At 71.7% G+C, this 13671-nt stretch carries 15 protein-coding genes; 6 read left to right on the forward strand and 9 right to left on the reverse strand.

The annotated features are described in order from the left end of the window. Positions 1–198: 198 nt before the first annotated feature. The 3 genes from ACNKF0_RS14220 to ACNKF0_RS14230 all read left to right on the forward strand — a co-directional run bounded on the left by ACNKF0_RS14220 (position 199) and on the right by ACNKF0_RS14230 (position 2551). Positions 199–945, forward strand: coding sequence for a DUF4397 domain-containing protein (locus ACNKF0_RS14220; RefSeq protein ID WP_416953098.1), 747 nt, complete (start codon positions 199–201; stop codon positions 943–945). Between the two features lie 233 nt (positions 946–1178). Beyond that, positions 1179–1592: a class F sortase gene (locus ACNKF0_RS14225; RefSeq protein WP_416953100.1), complete on the forward strand. Its 414-nt coding sequence runs from the start codon at positions 1179–1181 to the stop codon at positions 1590–1592. A gap of 338 nt (positions 1593–1930) precedes the next feature. Beyond that, entirely contained in the window at positions 1931–2551 is a 621-nt protein-coding gene (locus tag ACNKF0_RS14230; protein ID WP_416953103.1) for a hypothetical protein, read from the forward strand. A gap of 9 nt (positions 2552–2560) precedes the next feature. Here ACNKF0_RS14230 and ACNKF0_RS14235 read toward each other — a convergent pair whose 3' ends face one another. Both ACNKF0_RS14235 and ACNKF0_RS14240 read right to left on the reverse strand, forming a co-directional pair. Beyond that, positions 2561–3205, reverse strand: coding sequence for a response regulator (locus ACNKF0_RS14235; protein WP_416953105.1), 645 nt, complete (start codon positions 3203–3205; stop codon positions 2561–2563). Between the two features lie 37 nt (positions 3206–3242). Then, positions 3243–3749 carry a flavin reductase family protein gene (locus ACNKF0_RS14240; RefSeq protein WP_416953107.1) on the reverse strand — a complete coding sequence of 169 codons (507 nt, stop codon included), beginning with the start codon at positions 3747–3749 and terminating at the stop codon, positions 3243–3245. 88 nt (positions 3750–3837) lie between these two features. Between ACNKF0_RS14240 and ACNKF0_RS14245 the strand changes: the two genes are divergently transcribed. Continuing rightward, positions 3838–6057, forward strand: coding sequence for a spermidine synthase (locus ACNKF0_RS14245; RefSeq protein WP_416953109.1), 2220 nt, complete (start codon positions 3838–3840; stop codon positions 6055–6057). Here ACNKF0_RS14245 and macS read toward each other — a convergent pair. The 3 genes from macS to ACNKF0_RS14260 all read right to left on the reverse strand — a co-directional run bounded on the left by macS (position 6027) and on the right by ACNKF0_RS14260 (position 8797). Then, the gene (gene macS, locus ACNKF0_RS14250) at positions 6027–7115 is read right to left on the reverse strand and encodes a MacS family sensor histidine kinase (RefSeq protein ID WP_416953111.1); all 1089 of its coding nucleotides are present in this window, start codon (positions 7113–7115) and stop codon (positions 6027–6029) included. The genes ACNKF0_RS14245 and macS overlap by 31 nt on opposite strands. Before the next feature lie 92 nt (positions 7116–7207). Further along, entirely contained in the window at positions 7208–7975 is a 768-nt protein-coding gene (locus tag ACNKF0_RS14255; RefSeq protein WP_416953113.1) for a lysophospholipid acyltransferase family protein, read from the reverse strand. A gap of 9 nt (positions 7976–7984) precedes the next feature. Further along, a complete protein-coding gene (locus ACNKF0_RS14260; protein ID WP_416953115.1) occupies positions 7985–8797 on the reverse strand; it encodes an alpha/beta hydrolase in 813 nt (270 codons plus the stop codon). An 80-nt stretch (positions 8798–8877) separates the two neighbouring features. Between ACNKF0_RS14260 and ACNKF0_RS14265 the strand changes: the two genes are divergently transcribed. Both ACNKF0_RS14265 and ACNKF0_RS14270 read left to right on the forward strand, forming a co-directional pair. Continuing rightward, a complete protein-coding gene (locus ACNKF0_RS14265; protein WP_416953117.1) occupies positions 8878–9351 on the forward strand; it encodes a hypothetical protein in 474 nt (157 codons plus the stop codon). A 71-nt stretch (positions 9352–9422) separates the two neighbouring features. Then, entirely contained in the window at positions 9423–10658 is a 1236-nt protein-coding gene (locus ACNKF0_RS14270; protein WP_416953119.1) for a TIGR00300 family protein, read from the forward strand. Positions 10659–10689: 31 nt separating this feature from the next. Here ACNKF0_RS14270 and ACNKF0_RS14275 read toward each other — a convergent pair whose 3' ends face one another. From ACNKF0_RS14275 to ACNKF0_RS14290, 4 genes are read right to left on the reverse strand one after another with little or no spacing between them, the layout of a single operon-like run. After that, positions 10690–11640, reverse strand: coding sequence for an ROK family protein (locus tag ACNKF0_RS14275; protein ID WP_416953121.1), 951 nt, complete (start codon positions 11638–11640; stop codon positions 10690–10692). After that, a complete protein-coding gene (locus ACNKF0_RS14280; RefSeq protein ID WP_416953123.1) occupies positions 11637–12020 on the reverse strand; it encodes a hypothetical protein in 384 nt (127 codons plus the stop codon). Before ACNKF0_RS14280 ends, ACNKF0_RS14275 begins: the two co-directional genes overlap by 4 nt. Next, entirely contained in the window at positions 12017–13216 is a 1200-nt protein-coding gene (locus ACNKF0_RS14285) for an ArsA family ATPase (protein WP_416953125.1), read from the reverse strand. Before ACNKF0_RS14285 ends, ACNKF0_RS14280 begins: the two co-directional genes overlap by 4 nt. Before the next feature lie 14 nt (positions 13217–13230). After that, positions 13231–13668 (reverse strand): SRPBCC family protein, encoded by a 438-nt coding sequence (locus ACNKF0_RS14290; protein ID WP_299923935.1) that lies wholly within the window; start codon positions 13666–13668, stop codon positions 13231–13233. Between the last annotated feature and the right edge of the window lie 3 nt (positions 13669–13671).

Consider the following 13671-nt stretch of genomic DNA (forward strand, 5'->3'; position numbering starts at 1 on the left):
TTCAGGTGAGGGCCGGCGTCTCGATCGGGACGGCGTCGTGGGGGCTACGGGGGTGTGGTCGGAATGCGTCGACGTGCAGCAGTGCTGGCGGCCCTGTGCCTGCCGCTCGCGATGGGCTCGCCGGCCGGGGCAGAGGCCCCGGCGCCGCTGCCAGCCCGCGTCAGCGTCGTACAGGCCGTTCCCGGGACGAGCGTGGACGTGAGCGTCGACGGTCGTCGGGTCGCCGGCGGTGCCGGCGTGGGTGACGTGCTGGGGCCGTTCGAGCTCGAGCCCGGCAGCCACGAGATCACGTTCCGCGGCAAGGGCGTCAAGGTGGAGTCGACCCTCGACGTCGGGGCGGGCGACACCAGCGACGTCGTGCTGCACCTGCCCGCGGACGTCGGGGGCAAGCCCGTCGTCCACTCGTACGCCGCACCCGCGGGGCCGATCGGGCCGGGCAAGGCCCGCGTCCTGCTCGCCCACACCGCGACCGTCGCACCCGCCGACGTCGAGGTGGACGGCCAGACCGTGTTCACCAACATCGCCAACGGGGAGTTCGCCGACGCGGACGTCCCGGAGGGCTCGATCGCCGTGGCGCTGCTGCCGTCGGGGACGGACGGCGCCGACCCGATCCTGGGCCCGCTCGACGTGGCGTTGACGGCGAGGACGCTGTCGATGATCTACGCCTACGGCAACCCGCGCGACGGCTCGATGAACGTCATCGCCCACACGGTCGACCTGGCTGCCGACGGCAGCGTCCGCCCCTCGCGCATCGAGACCGGGTCGGCGGGGCTGGCCGAGGGCCCGGTGACCAGCTTCACCGGCTCGGCGGCCGCAGACGACCGGGGCGTGCTCGCGGCGCTCGGCGCCCTCACCGCGGCGGCCCTCGCTGCGGCGGTCCTCCTGGCGCTGGGCGCCACCGGAGTGGGCCCGCGGCGGCGCTCGCGCCCCGCGCCACTCGGATGAGCGTCCGCACGCGCGCGCTCATGACCTCCGCCTGCTTCGTCGTCGCTGCCGGATGTGCCGGCAGCACCGACCCCACCCGACCGGACGACTCCGGGGCTCGCCCGTCTTCGTCGTCCTCTTCCGCTGCGCCCCCCTCGTCCGCCGAACCGGTCGCACCGGCCCGGCGCGCCGGCTCCGTCGTTCAGCCGCGACGGCCGGTCCGGGCCACGCTGCCCAGCGGTCGCGTCGTACGCGTGGCCGCTGCCGGCACCACCGGTACGGGAGTGCTCGACGTGCCGGACGACGTGGACGTCGCGGGGTGGTGGCGCGGCGGTTCGCGGGTCGCGGACCCGTTCGGATCGATCCTCGTCGCCGCCCACGTCGACTCCGACTCCGAGGGTCTCGGCCCCTTCGCCGAGCTCCTCACGGTGCGGGAGGGTGCGCGGGTGCGGCTCGAGGCCGACGGGCTGCGCCAGGACTTCGAGGTGCGGGAGCGCCGGTTGGTGCCGCAGGGCGGCCTCGCCGACGACGCCTGGATCTACGACGCTGCGGGCGACCTGCGGCTCACCCTCGTCACGTGCGCGCCGCCGTACAACGCCTCCCACGGCGGCTACCAGAACCTGGCCGTCGTGACGGCGCTGCCCGTCGGCCCTCCGGAGGCGACATGAGCCCGAAGAAGCCCTACCAGAAGCGCCTCCCCACCGTCCTCCCCCCGGCGCCGCGCCGCCCGCCGGCGCAGGAGACGGTCCGGCCTTCCCCCGCTCCCCCGCGTGCCCGGCGGACCCCGCCGGCGGTTCCGCCACCGGTCACCGCGCCCGAGGCGGCACCCGCCGACACCCGTCCGCAGGCCCCAGGGGTCGCACCGGCTCCCCAGCCGGCTGCCGCAGCCGCACCGACGGCACCGATCGCTCCGCCGCCGACGACCGCGGTCCCTCCCCCGGCTGACTCCCCGAATGACTCCGCGCCCGCGCGCCCGGGGTCACCGAGGCGCAGGACGATCGCGATCGTGGCAGCCGCCGTCGTGGGCGTGCTGGCCGGCGGTGTGGTGGCGTGGCAGGTCGTCGGACCGGGCGAGCCGCCGCGCGCCCCGGCGTCGTTGCCCATCGACGGGTGGCCGATCGCCGGGGAGTCCCGCGCGGTCACCGAGGTGCTGCCCGGCGGCGACCTCGAGGTGACCCACTGGATCCACTCGGAGCGCCCGATCGACGAGCTGGGCCTCAGCCTGCCCGAGCTCGACGGTGCAGAAGTCTCCGCGACCGACGTGGAGGTGACCGCGGACGGTCGCCCCGGCTCGGGTCCCTGGGCCGTCGCGCCGAGCGGATCGACGTACGCCTTGGCGGGGTCGACCCGCATCCAGGTGCGCTACCGGATGTCCGGTGCCGTCCAGCTCAGCTCGTCCGCCGAGGGACGCGGCCTCGCCACGACGACGTCGCTCGACGTCACCGCGACGCAGGCGCGCGACGTCCGGGTCGTGCGGTCGGAGGAGGTCCTGTCGCTCGCGTGCGCCGAGCCGGCCGAGCAGCCCGTGCCGTGCGGTCAGTCGACAGGCGACGACCAGTGGCGGGTGGAGCTCGACGACACCGACGCCGGCAGCCGGGTGCTGGCCGTCGTGACGGTCCCGTCCTGAGCGGCGCCGTCAGGCGTTGCCGTCGAGCCCGTGCTCGATGGCCCAGCGGGTCAGCTGCACGCGGTTGTTCATCTGCAGCTTGCGCAGGGTGTTCTGCACGTGGTTCTGCACCGTGCGGTGCGAGAGGACCAGGCGCGCGGCGATCTGCTTGTAGCTCATGCCCGTCGCGACCATCTTGAGGATCTCGGTCTCGCGCTCGGTGAGCTGGTCGCGCGGGTCGTCCGCCGGACCGTCGGCGATGCGGCGGAACTCCCCGAGCACCAGCCCGGCCAGGCCGGGCGTGAAGACCGTGTCACCGTCGGCCACGCGCGTCACGGCGTCGATGAGCTCGGCGCTCGAGGCGGACTTCACCAGGTAGCCCGTGGCGCCGGCCTTGATCGCCTCGAGGACGTCGTCCTGCTCCCCGCTCGCCGACAGGATCAGCACGCGCGCGGTCGGATCGTGCTCCAGCATCATGCTGGTGACCTGCACCCCGCTCGCGTCGGGCAGCTGGAGGTCGAGGACGACCACCTGCGGCGCCGCTGCCGGGAAGCGTGCCATCGCCTCACGCCCGTTGGCCGCCACTGCCACGACCTCGTGCCCGGCCGCCTGCAGGTCGCGCTCGACCGCGTCACGCCACATCGGATGGTCGTCGACCACCATCACCCTCACCATGGGTCCCCCTCCAGGTTTGGACCGCAGCGTAGACGGATCAGCCGCCCGGCGGGACGTAACGGCCACGTCTGTGGACCAGTGGTTCGGGGTCGTCGCCCACCACCAGCTCGTCGACCGTGCACGTCACGAGACGTGACCACCCGACCTCCACGTCGGTCTCGACGCTCACCCGGGCCCAGGCGGTGGCCGTGGCGAGCCGGGGCCCGTGGTCGGTGTCGTCCCAGGCGGCCATCCGCCACGGTCCGCCCGGCGCCGGGGTAGTGCCCGCGAAGGCGTCCGCCAGATCGCGGTCCTTCCACGACAGCAGCTGTACGACGCCCCGGCCGGTCTGGAGCAGCAGCTCGGTGAGGTCGGCGTCGGGGTCGAGCAGCGCGAGCACCCGGCCCGGTTCGCCGCCCGCCACGAGCCACGACGTGACCGTCAGGCCCGCCCGTTCGGCGTCGTCGCCCGCCGTCCAGAGCGAGACCGTGCCGCCGAGGCGCCCGCGGAGGCGTCGTACGGGGTCGTCGGGGGTCGGGAACGGGTGGCCGCTGTGGATGGTCACGCGGTCACGCTAGCGGCAACGGGTTCGTCCATTCCGCCCACTCGGTCTGCCGGATCTTCCTAGGATCTCAGCGACCCAGGAGGCGCATGTGCTCGACACGCAACCCGAGACCGCACGGCCGGACCAGCTCGATGAACTCGAACCGCGCGGTGCGTGGATCGCAGTCCTGTTCGCCGCGACCTCTCTCCTGGGCGCGGCACTGATGTTCATGGTGCAGCCGCTTGCGGCCAAGCTGATCCTTCCGTCGTTCGGCGGATCAGCAACTGTGTGGAGCACGAGCTCGCTCTTCTTCCAGGTTCTGTTGCTCGTGGGCTACGTCTATGCCCACATCAGTTCACGTCGTCTCGGCGCGTGGTGGCAACCCCGCATGCACGTGCTGGTCCTCCTGGTCCCGCTTCTGTTCCTACCCGTCACGCTCCCGCTGGACGCCGCACCCGCCGCCGATAGCTCCCCCGTCCTGTGGTTGCTCAGGACGCTCATCTTGATGGTGGGTGTGCCCTTCGTCGTGCTCTCCGCGACAGGTCCGCTGATCCAGCGCTGGTACTCGTGGTCACGAGGGCCGCGCGCTGATGACCCATATTTCTTGTTCGCCGGCAGCAACCTGGGAAGCTTCATCGGCCTGTTGAGCTACCCGTTCGTCCTCGAGCCCCTGCTGAGCCTGACCCAGCAGCGCTGGCTCTGGTCGATCCTCATGTGCGCGTTCATCGTGCTCATGGTGGCCTGCGCCTGTGTCGTGCGCGCGCCCCGTGTCGTCGTGGTCGAAGAGGTGTCGACGCCCGGCGGAGCGGGGCCCGTCACGGCGACGGTGTTGACGTGGTGCGGCCTTGCCTTCCTGCCCTCGTGCATCATGCTCGCGGTCACGGCGCACATCTCAACCGATGTAGCGCCGATCCCACTGGTGTGGGTGGTGCCTCTGGCGCTCTACCTCCTGTCGTTCATAGCCGCCTTCGCCCGCACCTCGCGGAGGCCGCCAATGACGCTGACCCGCGTGGCGGTCGCGAGCGCAGTGCTGAGCGGAGTGATCTCGCTAGCAGGCCCGGCGCTCCCGATCTGGCTCATTGTCGTCGTCGACCTCATGACCGTCACGCTCGTGAGCTTCGCGGCCCACGCACGCCTTGCCGCCACACGTCCTGGCGCCGAGCACCTCACCCTCTTCTACCTGGTGATCTCGATCGGTGGGGCGATCGGCGGGGTCGTGAACGGCTTCGTTGCGCCCCTGCTCACCAACCGGGTCTGGGAGTACGGCCTCAGCCTGGCCGCCGTTCCGCTCCTCCTGATCGGCATAGCGGTCAGGCGACGCACATGGATCAGCCATCGCTATAACCCCGCCTTCCGCACCGTCGCGCTGACATTGGTCACGTGCGTCGTCCTGGTCACGGCAGCAGTCCTCATGAGCGCCGTCGCTTCAAACGGAACAATCGCCATCGCGGCGGCCGTCGGCATGACGGCGACCCTGGCGTGGCTGGTCTCGCACAACCCGACTGTGTTGTCCCTCTGCTTGGCGGCGGGGACGGCCGCACTGGGCGTACAGGCGATGACGTCATCCATCGCGCTCGAGCGCACCTTCTACGGGAGTTACCGGCTTGTGGACGCAGACGGGCAGCACAGGCTGATCCACGGTACGACGGTCCACGGCACCCAGTTCAAGGACGCCAGGCGCACGGAGCCCACCGCGTACTACGCCGAAGCGGGTCCCCTCGGCGGCATCATGGGCACCCTCGACCACCAGCGGACGGCGGTGGTGGGGCTGGGCGCGGGAGCGATCGCGACGTACGGGCGTCGTGGCGACCACTTCACCTTCTTCGAGATCGATCCGGTGATCGAGGACCTCGCCACCAACCCCGACTACTTCAGCTATCTCCCCAATAGCGCCGCGGAGGTCGACGTCGTCGTCGGTGACGGACGGCTGAAGCTCGCTGAGCAGCCGGCCGGCACGTTCGACCTGATCGTGCTCGATGCGTTCAGCTCGGACTCCATTCCGGTCCATCTGCTCACCACCGAGGCGATGCGCGAGTACGTCGACCGCCTCGCACCTGGCGGGAGCCTCGTCGTCCACATCAGCAACCGCATCTTCGACCTGGAGCCAGTCCTGGCCGCGTCTGCCACCGATCTGGGTTGGCAGGCGGCGCGCGGGGTTGGCTCAGGTGACTCGGACGGCGACGAGGTGCCCAGCAAGTGGATCGCCATCACGCCGAACGCTGAAGCAGCCCATCGGCTTGTTGACCTCCCGGGCTGGTCCGAGCTTTTGAGCACCGACCCCGTCACCTGGACCGACAACTACGCGTCGGTGCTGTCCGTTCTGCAATGAGGCCCAAGCGGCACCGTCAGCTCCCACTCTGTGCCCCACTCGCCGCTCTGGAGGGTCGCCGTGCCGCCGAGACCCTCGACGCGCCCGCGGATCGACGAGACGACCCCGAGCCGGCCTTCGGCTGCAGCCTCCTCCGGCCGGCCAGGAGGCATGCCGGGGCCGTCGTCGCGGACCGAGACGGTGACCGCATCAGGCGCGGCCTCGGCCAGGATCCAGGCCGACGCATCGGGGCCTACGTGCGCGAGGACGTTGTCCAGACAGGCCTTGACTGCGGCGACGGTCTCGTCGGCTACGTGGTCGTCGACCAGCACGGCACCGCCGGGCGTCGCGACCTCCACGCGCACCGGGTGCGCGGTCGCCATCGCCTCCAGGGCGCCGGCGAGGTCGACCCGGCCGCCGGACCGGCTCGGCACCGTGTCCTGCTGCCGGATGAGTGAGCGCAGCCCTCGCTCCTGCTCCCCCGCCAGCCGCCCCAGCTCCGCCCACTGCCCGCCAGCCGCCGCCCCCTGGCGCTGCACCATCGTCAGCACCTGCAGCACGCCGTCGTGCACGGCCCTCGCGAGCCGGGTGCGCTCCTCGGCCGCTGCTGCAGCGCGCTCCGCGGCGTCCCGCTCCTGCGCCATCCGCTGCAGCGACTCGCACATGAAGCCGACGATCGGCCCGCCGATGAGCACGAGGAAGATGTTGCCGTAGTTGCCCTGGTCGACCTCCTGCCGCGGCAGCAGGTCGGCCAACGACAGCAGGACCGCCGCCGCGAGGCCGCCCTTCCAGTGCCAGTGGATCGCCCAGGCGAGCAGCGCGCCCATGACCCAGAAGCCCGGGAGCGTGGCCTGGAAGCCGTCCGACTTCAGCCACGGGGTGACGGCGATCGCCGCGACGGCGATCAGCAGGTCTGCGACGAGCAGGGCAGGCGTACGTCTCGAGCGCCGGCTGTAGAGCCAGATCGCGACACCGGTCCAGACCACGAGCGCCAGCACGATCGCGAGCGCGAGGTCCGGGTACGCGTAGCTGTCGCGACGGTAGGCGTTGAGCCCGACCATGTTGACCGTGACCACCACCCGCACGAGGGCGAGCGCGGAGTAGAGCTGGTCCTCGACGGCGAGGGCGGAGTCGGTCCGCGGCTGTGGCGCCCGCGGGTCCGTGAGGCCGTTCAGGACGCCTTCTGCTCGGGCCCGTCCCCGGCCTGCTCGCGCTCGGCCTTCTCCTGCTCGGCCTTCTCACGCTCGGCCTGGCGGGCCTTCTCCTTGGCGAGCTCCTTGGCCTTGCTGGCGTAGAGGTCGACGTACTCCTGGCCGGAGAGCCGCATGATCTCGTACATGATCTCGTCGGTGATCGAGCGGAGGATGTAGCGGTCGTTCTCCATGCCGGCGTAGCGCGAGAAGTCGAGCGGCTTGCCGAAGCGCACCACCGGACGCGTCCACGTGCCGTAGACCTTGCCCGTGGGCGCGACGACGTCGGTGCCGACGACCGCGCACGGGATCACCGGGGCTCCGCTCTCGAGCGCCAGCCGGGCCACGCCGGTCTTGCCGCGGTAGAGCTTGCCGTCGTGGGAGCGGGTGCCCTCGGGGTAGATCCCGAAGAGGTCGCCCTCACCGAGGATCTTCATCGCCGACTTCATCGCGCCCTCGGCGGCGTTGGCCCCCGACCGGTCGATCGGGACCTGCCCCGCGCCGGTGAAGAACTTCTTCTGGAACCACCCCTTGATGCCGGGTGTCGTGAAGTACTCCGCCTTGGCGACGAAGGTGACCCGCCGGGTCAGGGTCAGGGGCATGAACAGCCAGTCGGCGTAGGACAGGTGGTTGCTGGCGAGGATCGCAGGACCCTCCTCCGGCACGTGGTCGATGCCGTAGGCCTTGGGCCGGAAGACGAGTCGCAGCACGGGCCCGAGGGCGATCCACTTCAGGAACCAATAGAGCACGGTCCGAGACTATCCCTGCTGCTGGGCGGTGACCCGCTCGATGAACTCGGCGGACTCGGCGAAGATCCGCGGGGCGTCGTTGTCGAGGGTGGCGACGTGGTAGCTGTCCTCCAGCACCCGCTCCTCGAAGTCCTTCGACGACAGGCCGGCGTTGAGCGCGCGCGAGCTCGAGATGTCGACGACGTGGTCCTCGGCCGAGCGGAAGAAGAGCACCGGGACGGTGATCCTGGGCAGGTCGCGACGGAGGTCGGCGTACCCGGCGAACATCGACGCCGCCGCCTTGAGCGGGGTGGTCGGGTAGCCGTGCTCGTCCATGCCGGGCTTCTTGATGTCGTTGGCGATCCCGGGCATGCCAGGGACCACGAGCTTCAGCACCGGCAGCAGCTTGACGTCCTTGCGGAGCGTGTCGACGGCCGCGTTGACGATGACGATGCCGGCGAGCTCCTCGCCGTGGTCCGCCGCGAGCCGCAGGCACAGTGCCCCGCCCATGGAGAGGCCGACCGCCACCACGGCGTCGTTCTCCGCCGAGAGCTTGTCGAGCGCTCCCTCGACCGTGGCCACCCAGTCGGCCCAGGTGACCTTGTTGAGGTCCTGCCAGCGCGTGCCGTGGCCGGGCAGCAGCGGCATCTCGACGGCGTACCCGCGTGCCGCCAGGTCCTCTGCCCACGGCCGCATCGACGCCGGGTTGCCGGTGAAGCCGTGCTGGACCAGTACGCCGATGCGCCGGCCGCCGGTCAGCTCGGGCTGTGCCGGCGTGGACATCGGTGCGACCAGCGTCGGGTCGAGGGGTGCGGCCTGCGCGCCGCGGAACGGGATCCTCACCGGCACAGTGTGCACCAGGACCGGCCGCCGTGGCGGCCGTCACGAGACGGCGTTCACCTGCTGCCGCTACCGTGGTCAGCGTGAGTCGCCCGGAGGACGAGAGCCGCACCGAGCTCGCGTGGCGCGAGATCGTGGAGAACTTCGGCGAGCGTGCCGTCCTCGACGACCCGCCGTCCTCCTCCGAGGCACCCGCGACCACCTCCGCCGACACCCCGTCGGACGCTCCCTCGAGCCAGTCCTCGACCGACCTGCCGGAGCACCTGCGCGACGACGACGAGGTCGAGCGGCGCGAGCAGGCGATCGCCGAGGCCGAGCGCTTCAAGCCGCCGCCTGCGCCCCCCTTGCCCGTCCCGCGCACATGGGAGCGCGGCCTGGCCTGGGCCGGCATCTTCGTGGCGCCGGTGATCGCGCTCGTCATCGGGCTGCTCTCGATCTACGTCCACCCCCTCGTCGGGTGGGCACTGGTCGGGTGGTTCGTCGGCGGCTTCGCCTACCTCGTCTTCGTCATGCCCAAGGCGCCTCGCGACCCCTGGGACGACGGTTCCCGGGTCTAGGTCCCCTGGTTCGCTGGCAGGGGGTCCAGACACCTGTCACGAGCCCTCCGTGCAGGCGTAGGGTCAGCCCGGTGGGGGCGCGGGAGACGGTCGAGGTCACGGGGCACCTCATGGACAGCGGCATCCTGTCGCGCGTCCTCGACGACATCCGTGAGTACGGCGGGGACTTCGTCATCGAGGAGTTCGACGTCGGCCGCGACGCCCACGACCCCAGCAGCGCCCGGATCACCGTCGAGGCGCCGGACGACGAGGCGCTCCAGCGCCTGCTGATGCGCCTGCAGACACGCGGGGTCAACCAGCTCTCCCACGGTGACGCCGCGGTCGCGACCGCCGACCAGGACGGCGTGCTGCCGGACGGGTTCTACGCGACCACCAACCTCGAGACGCAGGTGCGACTGGGCGGTCGGTGGTACGACGTGGACAACCCCGAGATGGACTGCGGGCTCGTCGTCGAGCAGGCGACATCCGGTGACGTGCGGGTGCGGACGGTGCCCCTGTCGGACGTCGTGCGCGGCATGGGCATCGTGGTGGGCGCGGCCGGGATCCAGGTGACCGTGCCCAGTCTCCACCCCTCCGCGGAGACGGTCGGTTCGTTCCACGGGGAGCACGGTCCCGAGCGTCCGCAGACGGTGCTGGTCCGGCAGGTGGCCGACGGGATGCGGCACGCGCGCGCCGCAGGCAAGCGGCTGCTGTGGGTGGCCGGGCCCGGCGTCGTCCACGCAGGCGGCGTACCGGCCATGGTGGCCCTCGTGCGGGGAGGCTGGGTCGACATCCTCTTCGCCGGCAACGCAATGGCCGCTCTCGACATCGAGACCGCCCTCTTCGGCGCCAGCCCGGAGAGCAACGCCCCGCCGGGTCACGAGCACGGCCACGAGCACCGGGTCCGGGCCGTCAACACGATCCGCAAGGCCGGCTCGATCGAGCGAGCGGTCCGTGACGGCGTGCTGCCCAGCGGGGTGATGCGCGCACTCGTCACCGAGGGAAAGCGCTTCGTCCTCGTCGGCTCCGTCCGCGACGACGGGCCTCTCCCCGAGGTCCACACCGACGTGGTCGAGGGCCAGCGCGCGATGCGTGCCGAGATCCACGACATCGGCTACTGCCTGATGATGGCGACCCAGCTGTACGCCGTCGCCACCGGCAGTCTCCTCCCGGCGTCCGTTCCACTGGTCTGCGTGGACATCAATCCGGTCATGGTCACCCGGCTCGCCGACCGGGGCACCGGCCAGGGCCGCGGCATCGTCACCGACGTCGGGCTTTTCCTCGAGCAGCTCGCGCTCGAGCTCGTGCCGGACTACCGCCGGGGTTAGCCATCGCTGGTCGAGGAAGGACGAAGTCCTGTCACGAGACCAGCAACGCCGCGCCGATCATCCCGGCCCGTGGGCCGAGCTCGGCCGCGACCACACCCGGGATGCGGCGGTGCTCAGCACCCACCAGCGTGCGACGCAAGGCATCCCGGGCAGGCTCGAGCAGCCGGTCACCCGCGGCCGAGACGCCCCCACCGATGACCACGACCTCGGGGTCGAAGGCAGCGACGAGGTTCGCCACCCCGACGCCGAGCCAGTGGCCGACCGACGCGAACGCCCGGTGGGCGACGAGGTCCCCCTGCTCAGCAGCGCTGGTGACCATCGGCCCGGTGATCTGCTCCGGCCTGCCGTCGGTCATGTCGTTGAGGACCGACGGCTGCTCGACCATCAGGGCGCGAGCGTTGCGCACCAGCGCGTTGCCCGACGAGTACTGCTCCCAGCAACCCCGCCGACCGCACTCGCACGGCTGACCGTCGGGCACGACCTGCATGTGCCCGAACTCCCCCGCCATCCCGTTGGCGCCCCGGACCACCCGGCCGCCCAGCAGCACTGCACCCCCGATGCCGGTGCCCATCGTGACCATCAGCGCCGACGCAGCGCCGCGGGCCGCGCCGTAGCGGGCCTCCGCGCGCGCCGCGCAGTTCGCGTCGTTGTCGAGGCCGACCGGGCAGCCGAGCCGGCCCTCGAGCAGGTTCTTGAGCGGCTCGCCCTGCCACGGCAGGTGAGGAGCGAACATGACCCGCTCCCCTGCCGAGTCGACGAACCCGGCCGCCGCCACGCCCACTCCGACGAGTGGTTCACCGCCTGCAGCCTCCACGATGGCCTCGACGAGCGCGTCCTCGACCCGGCTCGTCACCACCCGACGCCCCGGCGTCGTACGCAGGGCAGTGTGGGACACCTGTCCCTCGTCGTCGGCCACGCCGGCCAGCACCTTGGTGCCACCGATGTCGACCCCGACCACCACGCCGGATCGCGACGCGCTCATGCGTCCTCCGGCCAGTCGTCCGCCAGGTCGATGTGCTCGACGTCGTCCGTGCTCGGGGAAGCGTGCGGAGCAGTCGCGAGGAACGCCGAGGCCGCCTGCGCGAGCGAGGTCGCCGCAGCGGTCAGGTGTCCCGTCACCTCCGGGCTGACGTGGCGCACGGTGCTGATCACCCGGCACAGGGGGCACACCGTGCACTCAGCCGCGCCGGTCGCGAGGTGGTCGTCGAGGTCGTGCGCGGAGGTGGCTGCGTGCGACGCGAGGCCCGCCAGCCCGTCCCCGGCCTCGGTCGCGTGCTCCCGTGCCCATCCGGACAGGGCGCCGAGGAGCTTGGCCGCCTCCTCCTCCAGGAAACCGACGTCGTCGGGTTCGGCGTCGGTCACAGGGCCCCCTCGGACAGGTCGGTGGTCGCGGCAGCCGGCTCGGCGAAGCGGACCTGCAGCTGCCCGTCACGCACCCGCGCCCCCACCACGCGGTGCCGGGCGAGCCCGGACGGCAGCGTCAGGAGCCGACGGTAGGACGATACGGAGACGATGAGCTCGTCGCCCTTCCGGACGAGGTCGACGTCGTCCTGCGCCGCCAACGGCAGCGGGAGCGACAGCACCAGGCCGCCCGCCGTCGAGCGAACGGTCATGGTCGGCACGGACACACCCCCCGCGAGCGGGTCAGAGTCGTCGTACACCGACTCCGCGAGGTCGAGAAGCTCGTCGCGGCCCACCGGCTCGCTCGCGCGGTAGACCGACGTCCTGAGCTCCAGCCCGGCGAAGGAGTCGGCAGCGTCCTCGAGCTGACGACGCTGGGCCTCGACCCACGCCCGCCGCCACTCGTCCGCGCCCTCGTCGGGAAAGACGCGGTTCACGATTGCCGCGTCGACGCTGTAGCCGAAGAGCGTCAGGAAGGTGTAGGCCCGCCGAGCCTCGGCCAGCACCACCGACTCGGGCGTGAGCACGAGGCGGACCGAGGTCTCGGGCCCGGTCAGCACCGCGCGTACGTCGTCGAGGTCGGCGTGGAGCCGCTCGATCGCGTCGAACACCGAGTCCCCGGGCATCGGCACGCCCGCCGCCCGCGTCAGGACGGGCTTGAGCGCCTTGACGACGCGTCGCTCGACCGGGAGCACGCGGGTCATGTACCACCCGAGCGCCTCGGGAAGGGCGAGCAGGCGCAGCGTCTCCGCGGTCGGTGCGCAGTCGACGACCAGCACGTCCCACTTCCCCGACCTCGCCTGCGCGCGGACCTCGAGGAGGGCCAGCACCTCCTCGGCCCCGGGAATGACCGTGAGCTCCTCGGCGGCGACCGGGTCCACACCGGCCACGTCGAGCACAGTGAGCAGGTAGCCCTGGATGTCGGCCCACGACCGCTCGAACCGGTCCTGAGCATCGACGTGCTGGACCCACAGGTTCGCCGCGGCCTCGGTCGGCTCGGACGTGGCCGGCACGTCCAGGGCGTCGGCCAGCGAGTGCGCGGCGTCGGTGGACAGCACGAGCGTCCGGCGACCGGCCGCTGCGCTGGCGCAGGCCGTGGCTGCGGCGAGCGTGGACTTGCCCACCCCGCCCTTGCCGGTGAACAGCAGGATCCGCATGCCCGGACCGCGCGTCAGAGCGTCTCGACGCGCTTCTTGAGGCCCTTCAGCGCGGCATCGATGAGGATCTTCTCGCCCTTGCGCTTCAACATGCCGATCAACGGGATGGTCACGTCGAGCGCGAGCCGATAGGTCACCTCGGTGCTTCCGTCGCCACGGTCGACCAGCGTGTAGGTGCCGTCGAGCGCGCGCAGCATCTTGCCCTGGGCGAGGGTCCAGGTGACCTCGCGGTCACCGTCCCAGTCGTAGGCGAGGGTGTACTCGTCCTTGATCGGCGCGACGTCGAGCTCGAAGTAGACCTGCTCGGCCCGGTCACCGGCCCCCGGCTCCACGATCTCGGCCTTCTGCACGCCCTTGGCCCACTCGGGGTAGGACTCGAAGTCGGCGATGACGGCCATCACGTCGGCCGGAGGAGCGTCGACGACGATCGACGAGGAGGTCTGTTCGGCCATGGC

It is taken from the genome of Nocardioides sp. T5 (genome assembly GCF_048161455.1).
Lineage (GTDB): Bacteria > Actinomycetota > Actinomycetes > Propionibacteriales > Nocardioidaceae > Nocardioides.